The organism is Serratia sp. (in: enterobacteria) (assembly GCF_052400455.1).
GTDB lineage: Bacteria > Pseudomonadota > Gammaproteobacteria > Enterobacterales > Enterobacteriaceae > Serratia > Serratia ureilytica.
Genome location: NZ_CP185812.1, coordinates 1,553,174 through 1,569,405, shown reverse-complemented (window position 1 = coordinate 1,569,405; position 16,232 = coordinate 1,553,174). Strand labels below are relative to the sequence as shown.

General features: G+C 62.5%; 18 protein-coding genes and 1 pseudogene. 8 read left to right on the top strand and 11 right to left on the bottom strand.

Annotation, left to right across the window (positions count from 1 at the left end; all coding sequences use genetic code 11):
• Positions 1-7: 7 nt before the first annotated feature.
• The 8 genes and pseudogenes from ACORQT_RS07565 to ACORQT_RS07530 all read right to left on the bottom strand — a co-directional run bounded on the left by ACORQT_RS07565 (position 8) and on the right by ACORQT_RS07530 (position 7,839).
• Positions 8-316, bottom strand: coding sequence for a CcdB family protein (locus ACORQT_RS07565; RefSeq protein ID WP_047728145.1), 309 nt, complete (start codon positions 314-316; stop codon positions 8-10).
• A 2-nt stretch (positions 317-318) separates the two neighbouring features.
• On the bottom strand, positions 319-561 hold the full coding sequence (locus ACORQT_RS07560) for a type II toxin-antitoxin system CcdA family antitoxin (protein WP_078061989.1): 243 nt from the start codon (positions 559-561) through the stop codon (positions 319-321).
• Positions 562-642: 81 nt separating this feature from the next.
• Positions 643-1,552: pseudogene (gsiD, locus tag ACORQT_RS07555) on the bottom strand (glutathione ABC transporter permease GsiD).
• 9 nt (positions 1,553-1,561) lie between these two features.
• On the bottom strand, positions 1,562-2,482 hold the full coding sequence (gsiC, locus tag ACORQT_RS07550) for a glutathione ABC transporter permease GsiC (RefSeq protein ID WP_025302141.1): 921 nt from the start codon (positions 2,480-2,482) through the stop codon (positions 1,562-1,564).
• Between the two features lie 52 nt (positions 2,483-2,534).
• A complete protein-coding gene (gene gsiB, locus ACORQT_RS07545) occupies positions 2,535-4,070 on the bottom strand; it encodes a glutathione ABC transporter substrate-binding protein GsiB (RefSeq protein WP_444859350.1) in 1,536 nt (511 codons plus the stop codon).
• A 23-nt stretch (positions 4,071-4,093) separates the two neighbouring features.
• The gene (locus tag ACORQT_RS07540) at positions 4,094-5,968 is read right to left on the bottom strand and encodes a dipeptide ABC transporter ATP-binding protein (RefSeq protein WP_108680363.1); all 1,875 of its coding nucleotides are present in this window, start codon (positions 5,966-5,968) and stop codon (positions 4,094-4,096) included.
• Between the two features lie 19 nt (positions 5,969-5,987).
• Positions 5,988-6,944: an isoaspartyl peptidase/L-asparaginase family protein gene (locus tag ACORQT_RS07535; RefSeq protein ID WP_444859349.1), complete on the bottom strand. Its 957-nt coding sequence runs from the start codon at positions 6,942-6,944 to the stop codon at positions 5,988-5,990.
• A 358-nt stretch (positions 6,945-7,302) separates the two neighbouring features.
• Complete coding sequence (locus ACORQT_RS07530; protein WP_033650589.1) at positions 7,303-7,839, bottom strand: DUF924 family protein; 537 nt, start codon at positions 7,837-7,839, stop codon at positions 7,303-7,305.
• 157 nt (positions 7,840-7,996) lie between these two features.
• On the opposite strand from ACORQT_RS07530, the gene moeA reads away from it, so the two are divergent.
• Together moeA and moeB are read left to right on the top strand one after the other, a co-directional pair.
• Positions 7,997-9,235 (top strand): molybdopterin molybdotransferase MoeA, encoded by a 1,239-nt coding sequence (gene moeA / locus ACORQT_RS07525; RefSeq protein WP_444859348.1) that lies wholly within the window; start codon positions 7,997-7,999, stop codon positions 9,233-9,235.
• 2 nt (positions 9,236-9,237) lie between these two features.
• Positions 9,238-9,993: a molybdopterin-synthase adenylyltransferase MoeB gene (gene moeB, locus ACORQT_RS07520; protein WP_117189155.1), complete on the top strand. Its 756-nt coding sequence runs from the start codon at positions 9,238-9,240 to the stop codon at positions 9,991-9,993.
• Between the two features lie 51 nt (positions 9,994-10,044).
• Here moeB and ACORQT_RS07515 read toward each other — a convergent pair whose 3' ends face one another.
• Positions 10,045-11,637: an ABC-F family ATPase gene (locus tag ACORQT_RS07515; RefSeq protein ID WP_033642430.1), complete on the bottom strand. Its 1,593-nt coding sequence runs from the start codon at positions 11,635-11,637 to the stop codon at positions 10,045-10,047.
• A 139-nt stretch (positions 11,638-11,776) separates the two neighbouring features.
• Positions 11,777-12,004, bottom strand: a complete 228-nt coding sequence (locus ACORQT_RS07510; RefSeq protein WP_033650586.1) for a tautomerase family protein — start codon at positions 12,002-12,004, stop codon at positions 11,777-11,779.
• 63 nt (positions 12,005-12,067) lie between these two features.
• Between ACORQT_RS07510 and ACORQT_RS07505 the strand changes: the two genes are divergently transcribed.
• Positions 12,068-12,535: a winged helix-turn-helix transcriptional regulator gene (locus ACORQT_RS07505; RefSeq protein ID WP_033642428.1), complete on the top strand. Its 468-nt coding sequence runs from the start codon at positions 12,068-12,070 to the stop codon at positions 12,533-12,535.
• A 58-nt stretch (positions 12,536-12,593) separates the two neighbouring features.
• Positions 12,594-13,025, top strand: a complete 432-nt coding sequence (locus tag ACORQT_RS07500; protein WP_019454439.1) for a hypothetical protein — start codon at positions 12,594-12,596, stop codon at positions 13,023-13,025.
• Here the strand turns inward: ACORQT_RS07500 and cynR are convergent.
• Entirely contained in the window at positions 12,949-13,899 is a 951-nt protein-coding gene (gene cynR, locus ACORQT_RS07495) for a transcriptional regulator CynR (protein WP_033642427.1), read from the bottom strand. The genes ACORQT_RS07500 and cynR overlap by 77 nt on opposite strands.
• Positions 13,900-14,009: 110 nt before the next feature.
• Here cynR and ACORQT_RS07490 point away from each other — a divergent pair, with 110 nt between their 5' ends.
• The 4 genes from ACORQT_RS07490 to ACORQT_RS07475 all read left to right on the top strand — a co-directional run bounded on the left by ACORQT_RS07490 (position 14,010) and on the right by ACORQT_RS07475 (position 16,214).
• Positions 14,010-14,663: a carbonic anhydrase gene (locus ACORQT_RS07490; protein WP_042784023.1), complete on the top strand. Its 654-nt coding sequence runs from the start codon at positions 14,010-14,012 to the stop codon at positions 14,661-14,663.
• Positions 14,664-14,683: 20 nt separating this feature from the next.
• Positions 14,684-15,154: a cyanase gene (gene cynS, locus ACORQT_RS07485; protein ID WP_042784021.1), complete on the top strand. Its 471-nt coding sequence runs from the start codon at positions 14,684-14,686 to the stop codon at positions 15,152-15,154.
• 233 nt (positions 15,155-15,387) lie between these two features.
• On the top strand, positions 15,388-15,645 hold the full coding sequence (locus tag ACORQT_RS07480; protein WP_004939031.1) for a YjhX family toxin: 258 nt from the start codon (positions 15,388-15,390) through the stop codon (positions 15,643-15,645).
• Between the two features lie 62 nt (positions 15,646-15,707).
• A complete protein-coding gene (locus ACORQT_RS07475) occupies positions 15,708-16,214 on the top strand; it encodes a GNAT family N-acetyltransferase (protein WP_033650582.1) in 507 nt (168 codons plus the stop codon).
• The last annotated feature ends 18 nt before the right edge of the window (positions 16,215-16,232 follow it).

Sequence of the window (16,232 nt, the reverse complement as noted above, 5' to 3'; positions counted from 1 at the left end):
GATTTCTTCAAAAGCCATCAATCAGAAAATCGATAGCGGCTTTAATTTGATTCCTGTGCTCATTGACATTACCAACGGCCTTCCCAATCTGCGAAATACGTACGGCAGCCATCTCATGCGTCATAACAAGAAACTTTTCGCCGTTGACCTCAATTTCCGGGCATAAACGTGCAGAAATTTTAACCCTGACGTTATCCAAAGCATAAAGAGGGATCACTAACCGGGTCGAGAGGACATCAATAAGATCGCTTTGAACGTCCAGTAAGTAGGGATAGGCTGATGCCGGATACGTATTGTCATATACGGTAAATTGCATATTTAAAATGTCCGATATTCATCAGACAACAAACCATTTTCTTCAGTGATACGATTAAGTTCTTCTAACGCCGCGCGATTTTGCTCGCGCCACTGTTGAATCTCAATATCCCTGACGCGGACGCTCAATGCGTCCGTCAATACGGATGACACATTGACGCCCAGGGATTTTGCACGCTGGAAAAGATCGCGATCGATGGTTACGTTGACTGTCTTTTTCGTCACATTGTTATTTGCCATATCCATTCCCCATCCCTGTAATATACACGGGTTAAATTTTCATCAATTATACTCGTAAAACAGGGGTATGCCAATTCAGCGATGCCCTCACCCCTTCAGTTTCGGATCGAGCGCGTCGCGCAATCCGTCGCCCAACAGGTTGAACGCCAGTACGGTGATGAATATCGCCAGGCTGGGGAAGATCGCCACGTGCGGCGCGATCACCATATCGGCGCGCGCTTCGTTGAGCATCGCCCCCCACTCCGGCGTCGGGCGGCTGGGCGCCCAGCCCCAAAAACGACAGGCTTGCGGCGGTGATGATCGAGGTGCCGATGCGCAGGGTGAAATAGACCACGATCGAAGACAGGGTGCCCGGCAGGATGTGCCGCAGGATGATGGTCCAGTCCGAGGCGCCGATGCTGCGCGCCGACTCTATATAGGTCAGGTGCTTGAGCACCAGCGTATTGCCGCGCACCAGGCGGGCGAAGGCCGGAATGCTGAAGATCGCCACCGCGACGATCACGTTGGCCATGCCGCTGCCCATGATCGCCACCACGCCGATCGCCAGCAAAATGCCGGGAAACGCGAACAGCACGTCGCAGACGCGCATGGTGAGGCGATCCCACCAGCCCTCATAGTAGCCGGCCAGCAGCCCCAGCAGGGTGCCGATCGCCCCACCCGCCAGCACCGAGAACACCCCGGCCGCCAGCGAAATGCGCGCGCCCATCAGGATGCGGCTGAAAATATCGCGCCCGAGGGAATCTACGCCCAGCCAGTGCACCAGCGAAGGCCCCTCATTCAGCCGGTCGTAATCGAAATAGTTTTCCGCATCGAACGGCGCCAGATAAGGCGCCAGCAGCGCCGCCGCAATCAGCAGCAGCACCAACAGGCCGGCGACCAGCGCCGCCCGCTGACGGCGAAAACGCCGCCAAAATTCGCCCCACGGCGTGCGTACCGCGTTGGGGTCGATAAGCGGCATCGCCTTCAATGCGGCGCTGCGCCGCCAATGCTTAATCATGCCGCGTCCTCATTGGTAACGAATCGCCGGGTTGATCGCCGCGTACAGCATATCCACCAGCAGGTTGATCAGGATGAACTCCAGCGAGAACAGCAGCACCTCGGCCTGGATCACCGGGTAATCGCGCATTTCCACCGAGTCCACCAGCAAGCGCCCCAGCCCCGGCCAGTTGAACACCTTCTCCACCACGATCGAACCGCCGAGCAGGAAGCCGAACTGCAGCCCCATCATGGTCACCACCGGGATCATCGCGTTGCGCAGGCCGTGTTTCATCACCACCACGCTTTCCCGTACGCCCTTGGCGCGCGCGGTGCGCATGTAGTCCTCCTGCAACACCTCGACGAACGAAGCGCGGGTGAAACGCGCCATCACCGCCGCCACCGCCGCCCCCAGAGTGATCGAAGGCAGAATGTAGTGCCGCCAGCTGTCGGCGCCCACCGTCGGCAGCCACCCCAGCTCGACCGAGAACACCTGCATCAGCAGCATGCCGAGCGCAAAAGCCGGGAACGAGATCCCCGATACCGCCAGCGTCATGCCGAGGCGATCCGGCCAACGGTTACGCCACACCGCCGACACCACGCCGATCGCCAGACCGAACGCCACCGCCCACAGCATGCTGGCCACGGTCAGCCAGAAGGTCGGCATAAAGCGCGAGGCGATCTCTTCGCTCACCGGGCGCTTGGACACCATCGAGATGCCGAAGTCGCCCCGCAGCGCGTTGACGAAAAAGTGCGCGAACTGCTGCGGCAGCGGCTTATCCAGCCCCAAATCCTTGCGCACCAGCTGCACCACCGCCTCGTCGGCCTCCGGCCCCGCCGCCAGCCGCGCCGGATCGCCCGGCAGCAGGTGGACGAACAGGAACACCAGCACCGCCACGATCAGCAGCGTCGGGATCAGGCCCAGCAGTCGTTTCAGAAAATAATTGAGCATCTCATTCCTTCCCCCGCCCGCCGCCGTCGGGCCGCAGGCGGGGATGGGCGCCTTATTTCAGATCGGCGTTATCAAAGTTGAACGAGGTATCCGGCATCACGTAGAAACCGCTCAGCTGTTTGCTGTTGGCCGACAACAAACGTTCGGTCGCCAGGAAGATCCAGGGCGCGTCGGCCCAGATGCGATCCTGCGCGTCCTGATACAATTTCTGCTTCTCGGCGCGATCGGTGGTCGCCAGCGCGTCGGTCAGATCCTTGTCCACCTGCGGGTTGCTGTAGAACGCGGTGTTGAACTGCTTCGGCGGCGCCGCCTGGGTGGAGAACAGCGGCGACAGCGCCCAGTCCGCTTCCCCGGTCGAGGCCGACCAGCCGGTGTAGAACAGCCGCACGCCGGTGTCTTTCACCCCGATGCTCTCCACCTGCGCCGCGCGCTGCCCGGCGTCCATCGCCGTCACCGTCACTTTCACCCCCACCTGCGCCAGCTGCTGCTGGGTGAACTGCAGCACTTTCTGCGCGGTACTGTGGTTGTGGGACGACCACAGCGTGGTGGTGAAGCCGTTCGGGTAACCGGCCTCTTTCAGCAGCTCACGCGCCTTGGCCGGATCGTACGGCCACGGCTTGTAGCGGGCGGCGAAGTCGATGGCCGGCGGCACCGGCCCTTCCGCCGGCACCGCATAACCAGCGAACGCCACCTTGATCAGCGCGTCCTTGTTAATCGCGTAGTTCAGCGCCTGGCGCACCTTCGGGTTGTCGAACGGCTTTTGAGTGACGTTCATGCTGATGTAACGCTGCAGGATCGACGGGGCAGCCACCACGTCCAGCTTGGCGTTGCCCTCCAGCACCTTGGCCTGCTCGTAAGGGATCGGGAAGGCGAAGGTCGCCTCGCCGGTCTGCAGCATCGCCGCGCGGGTGTTGTTATCCACCACCGGGCGCCAGGTGATGCTGTCGAGCTTCGGCAGCCCCGGCTGCCAGTAGCCGTCGAACTTCTTCACCTTGACGAAATCGATCTGGTTCCAGGTCACGAACTGATACGGCCCGGTGCCGACCGGATGGAAACCGATCTCCTTGCCGTATTGCTTCAGCGCCGCCGGGGAGATGATCGCCGCCGCCGGGTGCGCCAGATTGTTGACGAACGCCGAGAACGGCGCCTTCAGCACGATCTTCACCGTATTGGCGTCCACCGCCTCGGTTTTGTCGATCATCTTGAACAGGTTATAGCGCTTGAGGTGGCTGTCCGGGTTGCTGGCGCGATCGAGGTTGATCTTCACCGCTTCGGCGTTGAACGCGGTGCCGTCGTGGAATTTGATGCCCTGGCGCAGTTTGACGGTATAGGTCAAGCCGTCTTTGCTGACCTCATAGCTGTCCGCCAGCACGTTTACCAGCTTCATGTCCTTGTCGAAGCCGAACAGCCCCTGATAGAAAGACTTGGCCACCGCCTGCGACAGCGTGTCGTTGGCGTCGTAAGGATCGAGGGTGGTGAAGTTGGAGGCCACGGCGATCACCGCGTCCTTCGCCGCCCAGACCGGGCCGGTTCCCGCCGCCAGCAGTACGGCGGCCAACAGCGCATTGCGTTTGAATGTGTGCTTCATGTCGCTTGTCTCTCCTGAGGTCTTTAAAAAGCACCGGCGATCGGGTGGCGGGCGACAAAGTGCCCGGCGCCAACCTGCACCAGCGGTGCGGTAACGGGTTCATCGCCCAGCGCGCGCACCGGGCTCGGGATCTCATCGGCCGGCAGCGGCTGCCGTTTGTGGGCGTGAGCGGGATCGGCCACCGGCACCGCCGCCATCAGCTTGCGGGTATAGGGGTGCTGCGGGTTGTCGAACACCGCCTGCCGCGGGCCGATCTCGACGATCTGCCCGAGGTACATCACCGCTACCCGGTGGCTGATGCGCTCCACCACCGCCATGTCGTGTGAAATAAACAGAAAAGCGATGCCGAACTCGCGCTGCAGATCGAGCAGCAGATTGACGATCTGCGCCTGAATCGACACGTCCAGCGCCGAGACCGCCTCGTCGGCGATCACCACTTTCGGGTTCAGCGCCAGCGCGCGCGCGATGCAGATACGCTGGCGCTGGCCGCCGGAAAATTCGTGCGGGTAGCGGCGCGCATGCTCCGGCTGCAGACCGACGCGTTCCAGCAGCCAGGCCACCCGCCTTTCCGCCTCACGGCCGCGCATCACGTTGTGCACCAGCAGCGGCTCCATGATGGAGAAACCAACCGTCAGGCGCGGATCGAGCGAGGCGTAAGGATCTTGAAAGATGAACTGAATATCGCGCCGCAGGTGCTGCAGCGCCGGCCCCTTCAACCGATCGATTCGCCGCCCGGCGAAGGTGATGGTGCCGCTCTGGCTGTCCACCAGCTTCAGCAAAGAACGCCCGGTGGTGGACTTGCCGCAGCCGGACTCGCCCACCAGCCCCAGCGTCTCGCCGGGGTAAAGATCGAAGCTGACGTTTTCCACCGCGTGCACCCGGCGAGTAACCCGATTGAACAGCCCGCCGCGCAGATCAAAACGCGTGACCAGATGCTCCACCCGCAGGATCGGCGCAGCGTCTGGCGGCACGGTATCCTGCGGCGCGGCATCCCCCTCGCCATCCGGCAGCGGAAACTTTGCCGGCAGCGGCCGATCGGCCATTGCCCCCAGCTTCGGCACCGCCGCCAGCAGCGCTCGGGTATAGGCCTGTTGCGGCGCGGCGAACAGCTCGCGCACCCGATTTTGTTCCACCTGCTCACCGCGGCGCATCACCAGCACCCGATCGGCGATCTCCGCCACCACGCCCATGTCGTGAGTGATGAAGATCACCCCCATCTGCATCTCCTGTTGCAGCACGCGGATCAGCTGCAGGATCTGCGCCTGAATGGTGACGTCGAGGGCGGTGGTGGGTTCATCGGCGATCAGCAACGCCGGCTTGCAGGAGAGCGCCATGGCGATCATCACCCGCTGGCGCATACCGCCGGAAAGCTGATGCGGGTAGCGCCCCAACACCTCTTTAGCCTCCGGAATACGCACCAGATCGAGCATGCGCAGCGCCTCCTGGCGCGCGCTGCGGTGGTCCATGCCCTGATGCAAACGCAGCGATTCGGCGATCTGCTCGCCGACCGGAAATACCGGATTGAGCGAGGTCATCGGCTCCTGGAAGATCATCGCCATATCAGCACCGCGCACCGTACGCAGCGTGCGCTGCGAGGCGTGCGCCAGATCGAGCAGCGCGCCGTCGCGCCGGCGCAGCGTCATGGCGCCGCTGACGATACGCCCGCCACCCTGCTCCACCAACCGCATCAGCCCCAGCGAAGTGACCGATTTGCCGGAGCCGGACTCGCCGACGATCGCCAGCGTCTCGCCGCGATCGAGATCGAACGACAGGTTGCGCACCGCGTCTACGGCGCCGTCCGCTTGAGGAAAGCTGATGCTCAGATCGCGCACCGTCAGCACCCGCTGCGGCGGCAATGACAGCCCGTCGCCGGCGGGCCGGAATGAAACGTCGGTCATACACCCTCCCGGTGAACGCTTAGCGATAAATCCCGACGGACGGCGCATCGCCGACATAGCCAAAACCGCGGTACATCCCCTCGCTGTTGAACGGCAGCGCGATATTGCCGTGGCGATCGACGGCGATCATGCCGCCGCTGCCGCCCAGCGCCGGCAGCTTCTCCATCACCACCCGATCGCTGGCCTCTTGCAGGCTGAGCCCGCCGTATTCGATCAGGGCGGAGACGTCATAGGCCGCCACGCCGCGCATGAAGATTTCGCCGGTGCCGGTGCTGGAGACCGCCACGGTGGCATTGTTGGCATAGCAACCGGCGCCGATGATCGGCGTGTCGCCCACCCGCCCGGCCTGCTTGTTGGTCATGCCGCCGGTGGAAGTGGCGGCGGCGAGGTTGCCCAGCGCATCCAGCGCCACCGCACCGACGGTGCCGAATTTGCGATCGGGATCGAGCGGATCGCCGGCCTGCGCCGCGCCGTCGTGATCGAGCAATACCCGCCCCTGCTCCGCCTGGGCGCGGTGCAACTGATCAAAACGTTCTTGGGTAAAGAAGAAGTCGGGAGTAACCATTTCCAGGCCGTGGGCGGCGGCAAACTTCTCGGCGCCTTCGGCGGCAAACAGCACGTGTTCGCTGTTTTCCAGCACCGCGCGCGCCGCCAGCACCGGGTTGCGGACGCGGCTGACGCCAGCGACGGCGCCGGCATCACAGGTGCGGCCGTCCATCACGCAGGCATCCAGCTCGTGGGTGCCCTGATGGGTAAACACCGAGCCTTTACCGGCGTTGAACAGCGGGCACTCTTCGAGCAGCCGCACCGCTTCGGTCACCGCGTCCAGCGCGCTGCCGCTCTGTGCCAATATCGCCTGACCGGCGGCCACGATCTCGGACAGCGCCTGAATATACTGCCGTTCCTTTTCCGCACTCAGCGCCGCCCGGGTAATTGCGCCCGCGCCGCCATGAATGGCAATCACTGGTTTGCTCATTTGCCTGACACCCTGTGTTAATCCCGCCGTAGCACAGCGAATAAGCTGAGCGCGGTATCATTATTATTCAGTCTTTTTTCGATGCTATTTAGCCCGACTGTGGAAGTACAGCATAACGTCCACGCCCCACTTTTAGCGTAGTCCGCTTAGACCGTTTCGCACCTTGAAATAGCTTATTGGAATAAAAACAGCAGGTTATAAAAAGCAGCAAACCGCTGAGAGTGCGGCTGGGATTATTGGTAATTTCGCGAGAGGAAATAGCGGCATGGGGTCATGAAATAAACGTTCACGCTGAATAATCATTATTTCGACGCCCGGCCTGCCGTTTTTTTCCCGGCCGGGCGAAGATACTCCGCGATTAAAAACCGGAACCGGGTTGCTGTAAAAAGGCCTCTTCTTCCGGCGTGCTGATGCGCCCCAATATCGCATTGCGATGCGGGTAACGGCCGAAACGATCGATGATCGCCTTATGACGCAGTTCGAATTCCAGCTGATCGCCGTTATTGAGCTCGGTATACAACACCAGCGCCTGTTGGTGAATCAGCGGCGATTCCGAATGCATGAACGGCAGATAAAGGAAGCCGCGCTGCTCGCGGCTCAGCCGTTCGCACTCGCCGCTGCGGATCGCCTCCTGCGCCAGAATCAACGCCATGCCGTCGCAGGCGAACGACTGCGGCGTGCCGCGGAACAGGTTGCGGCTGAACTGATCGAGCACGATCACCTCCGCCAGCCGCCCTTCGATGGTGTCGCGCCAGTGCGCCAGCTCCCCCGCCGCCGCCGCCCGCCAGATTTCGCCGAAACGGCTGTGCAGCAGACGATCGAAATCATCGTCCTTTTTAAACCACATCACCGGTTCGATCTCGTCGAACCAGAACTCGATAACCTGTTTATGCATCATGATTCTCCTCTGTTTTACGCAGTTTATACCCGATCGCCCCAGCGCCGCAGTGCGAAAGATGGCGGGCATAACCCGTTCTCCCCCCCGGCGTTCTCTGCCATAATACCTGCACTTTGTCGCTATCAATGCGCACCCTGATTACGGAGTTCCCCTTATGGATCATTGCCATACTTCCGATCTCATCTCCCTGGAGCAAGCGCTGGAAAAAATGCTCGGGCAGATCGCCCCGCTGCAACAGACCGAATCCGTCGCGCTGACCGCCGCCGCCGGCCGCATCACCGCCGCGCCGGTGGTCTCACCGCTCGACGTGCCGCCGTTCGCCAACTCGGCGATGGACGGCTATGCGGTGCGCCTCGCCGATCTGGCGGCCAATGCGCCGCTGCCGGTCGCCGGGAAAGCCTTCGCCGGCGCGCCGTTCGACGGCCAATGGCCGGCCAACAGCTGCGTGCGCATCATGACCGGCGCGCCGATCCCGGCCGGGGCGGACGCCGTGGTCATGCAGGAACAGGCCGAAGTGAGCGACCAGGGCGTGCGTTTTACCGCGCCGGCAGAAGCCGGCCAGAATATCCGTCTGGCGGGTGAAGACATTCGCCAGGGCGCCAGCGTGTTGCCGGCCGGCGTGAAGCTGGGCGCCGCGCAGCTGCCGCTGCTGGCCTCGCTCGGGGTCGCCGAAGTGCGGGTGATGCGTAAGCTGAAGGTGGCGGTGTTCTCCACCGGCGACGAACTGCAGCCGGTCGGCCAGCCGCTGCAGGCGGGCCAGATCTATGATACCAACCGCTTCGCGGTGCGCCTGATGCTGGAGCAGCTGGGCTGCGACGTGCTCGATCTCGGCATTATCCGCGACGATCGCGATGCGCTGCGCGCCGCCTTCGAACAAGCGGACAGCCAGGCCGATGTGGTGATCAGCAGCGGCGGCGTCTCGGTCGGCGAAGCCGACTACACCAAACAGATGCTCGACGAGCTGGGCCAGGTCAGCTTCTGGAAGCTGGCTATCAAACCCGGCAAACCGTTCGCCTTCGGCAAACTGGGCCACGCCTGGTTCTGCGGCCTGCCGGGCAACCCGGTTTCCGCCGCCCTGACCTTCTACCAACTGGTGCAACCGCTGCTGGCGAAGCTGGCCGGCCACAGCGACTGGCGCCTGCCGCCGCGCCTGCGCGCGCGGGCGCTGACGCCGCTGAAGAAATCGCCGGGCCGCCTCGATTTTCAGCGCGGCGTGTTCAGCAGCAACGCCGCGGGCGAACTGGAGGTGAGCACTACCGGCCACCAGGGCTCGCACGTCTTCAGCTCCTACAGCCAAGGCAACTGTTTCATCGTGCTGGAGCGCGAACGCGGTTCGGTGGCGGCGGGTGAAACGGTGGAGATCGAGCCGTTCAACGCCCTGCTGAGGAGCTGAACATGTTGCCGGAATTGACCGACGCCGAAGCGCTGCGCTACAACCGCCAGATCGTGCTGCGCGGCTTTGACTTCGACGGCCAGGAGAAGCTGAAGGCCGCCCGCGTGCTGATCGCCGGGCTGGGCGGGCTGGGCTGCGCCGCCGCGCCTTATCTGGCGGCGGCCGGGGTCGGCCATCTGGTGCTGGTGGATTTCGACACCGTCTCGCTCTCCAATCTGCAGCGCCAGATCCTGCACCGCGACGATCGCATCGGCCAGAGCAAAGTCGCCTCCGCCAGGCAGGAACTGAGCGCCATCAATCCGCATATCCGCATCGACGCCATCGACGGTCGTCTGGAAGACGATGCGGTTGCGGCAGAGATCGCCGCCTGCGATCTGGTGCTGGACTGCACCGATAACGTGGCGGCGCGCGACGCGCTGAACCGCCTGTGCCACGCGCAGCGCAAGCCGCTGGTTTCCGGCGCGGCGATCCGCATGGAAGGCCAGCTCAGCGTGTTCACCTATCAGCCGGGCGAGCCCTGCTACCGCTGCCTGAGCCGGCTGTTCGGCGACAGCGCCCTCACCTGCGTCGAAGCGGGCGTGATGGCGCCGCTGGTCGGCACTATCGGCACCCTGCAGGCGATGGAAGCCATCAAGCTGTTGGCCGAGTACGGTCAACCGCTGCGCGGCAAGCTGTTGATGTTCGATGCGATGAGCATGCAGTTCCGCGAGATGAAACTGCCGAAGGATCCGCACTGCGAGGTGTGCGGCGGAGAATGACGGATAAAAAAAGGGCGGGGTAATTCCCGCCCTGATGCGTTGCCGCGAGGGTTATACGATGCCCTGGCTGCGCAGATAGTCTTCGTAGTTGCCGGTAAAGTCGATCACCTTGTTCGGGGTGATTTCCAGAATACGCGTCGCCAGCGAGCTGACGAACTCACGGTCGTGGGAGACGAAGATCAGCGTGCCTTCGTACATCTCCAGCGCCATGTTCAGCGATTCAATGGATTCCATATCCAGGTGGTTGGTCGGTTCGTCCATCACCAGAATATTTGGGCGCTGCATCATCAGCTTGCCGAACAGCATGCGACCCTTCTCACCACCGGACAACACCTTCACTTTCTTCTTGATGTCGTCCTGGCTGAACAGCAGACGGCCCAGCACGCTGCGCACCGCCTGCTCGTCGTCTTTTTCCTGCTTCCACTGGCTCATCCAGTCGAACACGGTCAGGGTGTCGTCGAACTCGTATTCGTGATCCTGCGCGTAGTAACCGATACGGGCGTTTTCCGACCACTTGACGGTGCCGCTGTCCGGCTGCGCATCGCCCACCAGCGTTTTCAGCAGGGTGGTTTTACCGATGCCGTTGGCGCCCAGCACCGCGACCTTCTCGCCCACTTCCACCATCAGGTTCAGCTTGCTGAACAACGGGCCTTCATCGAAGCCCTTGGTGAGCGCTTCCACTTCCAGCGCATTACGGAACAGCTTCTTGTCCTGCTCGAAGCGGATGAACGGGTTCTGGCGGCTGGAGGCTTTCACCTCTTCCAGCTGGATCTTGTCGATCTGGCGAGCGCGCGAGGTGGCCTGCTTGGATTTGGAGGCGTTGGCGCTGAAGCGGCTGACGAACGATTGCAGCTCATTGATCTGCGCCTTCTTCTTGGCGTTGTCCGCCAGCAGACGCTCGCGCGCCTGGGTGGCGGCGGTCATGTATTCGTCGTAGTTGCCCGGGTAAACGCGCAGTTCGCCGTAGTCCAGATCCGCCATGTGGGTGCAGACCATGTTCAGGAAGTGACGGTCGTGCGAGATGATGATCATGGTGCTGTTGCGCTCGTTGAGCACGTTTTCCAGCCAGCGAATGGTGTCGATGTCCAGGTTGTTGGTCGGTTCGTCGAGCAGCAGGATTTCCGGATCGGAGAACAGCGCCTGCGCCAGCAACACGCGCAGCTTCCAGCCCGGCGCGATTTCGCTCATCGGGCCATAATGCTGCTCAACCGGAATACCCACGCCGAGCAACAGTTCGCCGGCGCGCGCTTCGGCGCTGTAGCCGTCCATTTCGCCGTAGGCCACTTCCAGATCGGCCACTTTATAGCCGTCTTCTTCGCTCATCTCCGCCAATGCGTAGATGCGGTCGCGCTCTTCCTTCACCGCCCACAGTTCGGTGTGGCCCATGATCACGGTATCCAGCACGCTGTACTGCTCAAAGGCGAACTGATCCTGACGCAGTTTACCCAGGCGCTCGTTCGGATCGAGGAACACGTTGCCGCCGCTCGGTGCCAGATCGCCGCCGAGGATTTTCATAAAGGTGGACTTGCCGCAGCCGTTGGCGCCGATCAGGCCGTAACGGTTGCCGCCGCCGAATTTGACAGAGATGTTTTCAAACAACGGCTTACTGCCGAACTGCATGGTGATGTTGTTAGTGCTTAACACAGCGCTCGCTCTTTATACATAGGGAATGTGATTTGGCGCGCATTATGCCACAACGGGGTGCAGAGATCGCGGGAAGTTTCGGTGACATTTTGAGCGGCGCCTGCGGCATCCGATCCTTTTCGCAGGCGGCATAGCTGAATTAACGCGGCGGGAACTTCGCGGCAATCATCGCCGCCGTCGGCTGCACGCCGCCCAGGCTCCATTGTTCGGGCGCATGTTCATCGATTCGGACCCAAACCGACTGCCTGAACGCCGGATCGCCTCGCCCTTCTATCTCCACCAACAGTTCGGTAATGCGGGACAGCAATTCGCTTTTTTGCCGTTCATCCAGCATGCCTTTCACCGTTTGCACATTAACAAATGGCATTATACTCTCCTTGAATATAGATAAGTCTAAAAACAAGACTTAGATTAGCGAAGGAAAATGCCCATGTCAAAATCTCCCGATCTCCCTACCGTTTCTCTTGCCCTGTGCGGGCTGGCGCAGGCCGCGGATCTGCTTGGCGATCGCTGGACGTTACTGATCCTGCGCGAGTCATTCTACGGCGTCCGCCGTTTTGAAGAGCTGCGCGAGAATATCGGCGCTTCACGCCAGGCGTTGAGCAACCGTCTGAATGCCATGGTAGAACAAGAACTGTTGGCCAAACGCGCTTACCGGGAGCCGGGCGAGCGCGAACGACATGAATATGTCTTGACGGACAAGGGGCGCAGCCTGGGGCCTATCCTGGTTGCGCTGATGGCATGGGGCCACCGGCATATTCTGCATGACAGCCCCCACGTTCAACTGGTGGATAAACGCAGCGGGCTGCCGGTGCAGCTGGCATTTATCGATGCGCAGGCGCACGTAGTGCCTGAAGACGCGCTGCAAATGTCGGCCGTTGAGCTCCCCCCGGCCTGACTTACCCATTCTGGTCTACGCTTGATACCAGACTGATTTAGGACAAGGATGCTGAACCATGCCACACCTCTATAACACCGCGCTGCTGATCGGCGCCGCGCTGAGCGCCATCGCCGCCCTGCTGCATATTTGGGTGATCGCCGCCGGGCCGCGCGGCTATCGGCTATGCGGCGCCGGCGATCGCTTCATTAAGGCGGCGGAAGCGGGTAAAAAGTTCCCGGCCGTAGTCACCGCCGGCATCGCGCTGGTGCTGTTTATTTGGGCGCTGTACGCGCTGTCCGGCGCGGGCCTGATCGCGCCGCTGCCGCTGCTGCGGCCCGCGCTGTTTATTATCACCTTTATCTACCTGCTGCGCGGTGTCGCCGGCCCTTTCGCCCTGCGCGATACCGGCCGCAGCCAACGCTTCATCGTCGTCAGCTCGCTGATTTGCCTCGGCTTCGGGCTGGTGCATCTGCTGGGGATGACGCAGCGCTGGAGTGCGTTGGCGTAACGCCCTGTTGCTGCAAGACGGCGATAAACGCCTGCGCGGCGGCGCTGCGGTAAGCGCCTTGGCGCTGCAGCAATACCGCCTGACGGGCCGGCATGGCGTTGGCCAGCGCCACCTTTTTCAACTGCCGGTTCTCGCGCGCAATCGCGGCCGGCAACAGCGTGGCGAGCTGCCCGCGCCGCACGATCTCGACGATGGCGCCCAGCGCATTGGCCTCTACCGCCACCTGCGGCCGAAACCCCAACTGCGTGCAGTAGCGATCGATAAACTGACGCGTGGCGAAGTCGCCGCTCAGCAAGGCCAGCGGCAGATGTCGCCACTCCGCCAGCGTCAGCGGCCGACGCCGCGCCGCCAGGGGATGATCGGCGCCGACCATCAGCTCCAGCGTCTCGCTGAACAACACCGAGGCTTCCACCTCCACCGACTGCGCCATCTCAAAGGCAATCCCCAGATCCAGCCGATCCTGCGCCAGCAGCGCCTCGATTCGTTCTTGCGCCATCTCCTCAATGCTCAGCGTAATCCCCGGGTAGCGGCGATAGAACGCATCGATCGTCGGCCCCACCAGATAGGCGGTGAACGTCGGGGTCATCGCCAGCCGCAAATGGCCGCGCGCCAGCGTCGCCACGTCATGGATCGCCCGCGCGCCGGCGTCCAGATCCTGCAGCGCCAGGCGAGCATAGCGCATCCAGGCCTCACCGGCGTCGGTCAGCTGCACCCTTCTGCCGCTGCGATCGAACAGCGGCGCTCCCAGCGCATCCTCCAACTGTTTGATCTGTTGGGAGAGCGTCGGTTGCGAGACGTGCAGCGCTTCGGCGGCGCGGGTGAAATTGCCCTGTTCGGCAACGGCCAGAAAATATCGGATATGTCGCAGCAGCATAGCGCCCCAGCTATTAGTAAAACCTATAGCCAGCATTATAAATGGGTCTTAGACCCTATAGCCAGAAGCGTTCATCATGCCGTCATCGCTTACCCCCAGGGAGAAAGACAATGAAAGAGGTGATTGAAGGCTTCCTGAAGTTTCAGCGCGAAGCCTTTGTTGAACGCACGGCGCTGTTTCAGCGGCTGGCGACCCGCCAAAACCCGCGCACCCTGTTTATCTCGTGTTCCGACAGCCGCCTGGTGCCGGAGCTGGTCACCCAGCGCGAGCCGGGCGATCTGTTCGTTATCCGCAACGCCGGTAACATCGTGCCGTCTTTCGGCCCCGAACCCGGCGGGGTGACCGCCTCGGTCGAGTACGCCGTCGCTGTGCTGGGCGTGGAAGATATCGTGATCTGTGGCCATTCCGACTGCGGCGCGATGACCGCCATCGCCACCTGCCAGTGTCTGGATCACCTGCCGACGGTCGCCGGCTGGCTGCGTTACGCCGATTCCGCCAAGGCGGTCAATCAGGCTTATCCGCACGCCTCTGACGAAGCCCGGGTCGCGTCGATGGTGCGCGAGAACGTCATCGCCCAACTCAACAACATCAAAACGCACCCTTCCGTCGCGCTGGCACTGGATCAGGGCCGCCTGGCGCTGCACGGCTGGGTCTATGACATCGCCAGCGGCGCTATCGAGGCGCTGGACGGCGAAACCCGCCGCTTCGTACCACTCGCCACCCATCCCGAGGTGACCGCCACCCCGGCGATCGCCCGTTTTTAAGCCGACAATAAGGAGCTAACATGACACACTCTCTGCATAACGCCGCCCCGCGCGAAGCGCTCACCGACACCATCATGGCCGCCAAAATTCGCCATAACCTGACGTTCGAAGCGCTGGCCGAGGGCACCGGTCTCAGCCTGGCGTTCGTCACCGCCGCGCTGCTCGGGCAGCATGCGCTGCCGGAACCGGCGGCGCGCACGGTAGCGACCAAGCTGGGGCTGGACGAAGAGGCGGTGCTGCTGCTGCAAACCATCCCGCTGCGCGGCAGCATTCCCGGCGGCGTGCCGACCGATCCGACCATTTATCGCTTCTATGAAATGCTGCAGGTTTACGGTTCCACGCTGAAAGCGCTGGTGCACGAGCAGTTCGGCGACGGCATCATCAGCGCCATCAACTTCAAGCTGGATATCAAAAAGGTCGCCGATCCGGAAGGCGGCGAACGCGCGGTGATCACCCTGGACGGCAAATACCTGCCGACCAAGCCTTTCTAATTGGCCTTTCGCCGGCGGCCTGCGTCGCCGGCAAATTGACAGCCAACCGGCCATTGGCTACATTATCTGCGCTGAAACGCCACCCTGGCGTTTTTCACTGCCCGAGGCCTGTATGTTGGAGATTGTAACCACCCGATAGTCGCTTCCTTGCCGTATGGCGAGGGACTCTGACGTATCCGACGCGCGTTTGCGCGGGGATGCGCGTATCTGGGGTTATTACAGGATCTCCCAACATGAACATTTCCAAAGCGGAACAACGCGTGCTGCACGTGTTGGCCAAAGGCGGCTATATCGCCTTCACCCGCAACGACGCCGGTCGCGTCACCCACGTCGAATGCTACACCCGCGAAGGGCTCGGCCTGGCCGACTGCTCGCTGGCCGTCTTCACCAAGCTCAAAACCAAACGCCTGATCCTCTCTCGCCAGGGGCGCCCTTATCGCGTCACCTTCGCCGGGCTCAAGGCCGTGCGTGCGCAGCTGGATAACCGCTAATCATCGATACCGGCCGGGCAGGCAGCCCGGTCGGTTCAGCCTTATTTAATCAGGATACAACCATGGACATTACTTTACGCCACGAAACGCCGGCCGACGTCGGCGCCATCGCCACCCTGACCGCCGCCGCGTTCCTGCATGCCGAACACAGCAGCCACACCGAGCAGTTTATCGTTAATGCGCTGCGCGCGGCGGGAGCCCTCACCCTGTCGCTGCTCGCCGAGCAAAATGGCACACCGATCGGGCACGCGTCCGTCTCGCCGGTCGCACTCAGCAACGGCGCCGCCGGGTGGTACGGGCTGGCGCCGGTGTCGGTGCTGCCGGCCTGTCAGAGCCAGGGGATCGGCAGCCGGCTGATCCGCCAGTTGCTGGCCGAGCTGCAGGAACGCGGCGCCGCAGGCTGCGTGGTGCTGGGCGATCCGAACTATTACGGCCGCTTCGGCTTCCAGGCGCAGTGCGCGCTGACCCTGCCGGGCGTGCCGCAAGACTACTTCCGCGCCGTCGCCTTCCAGGGCGCGCTGCCGTGCGCGGAGGTCACCTTCCACAACGCGTTTAACGCCGAAGCCTAACCCTGTTGCCGGCGCCGT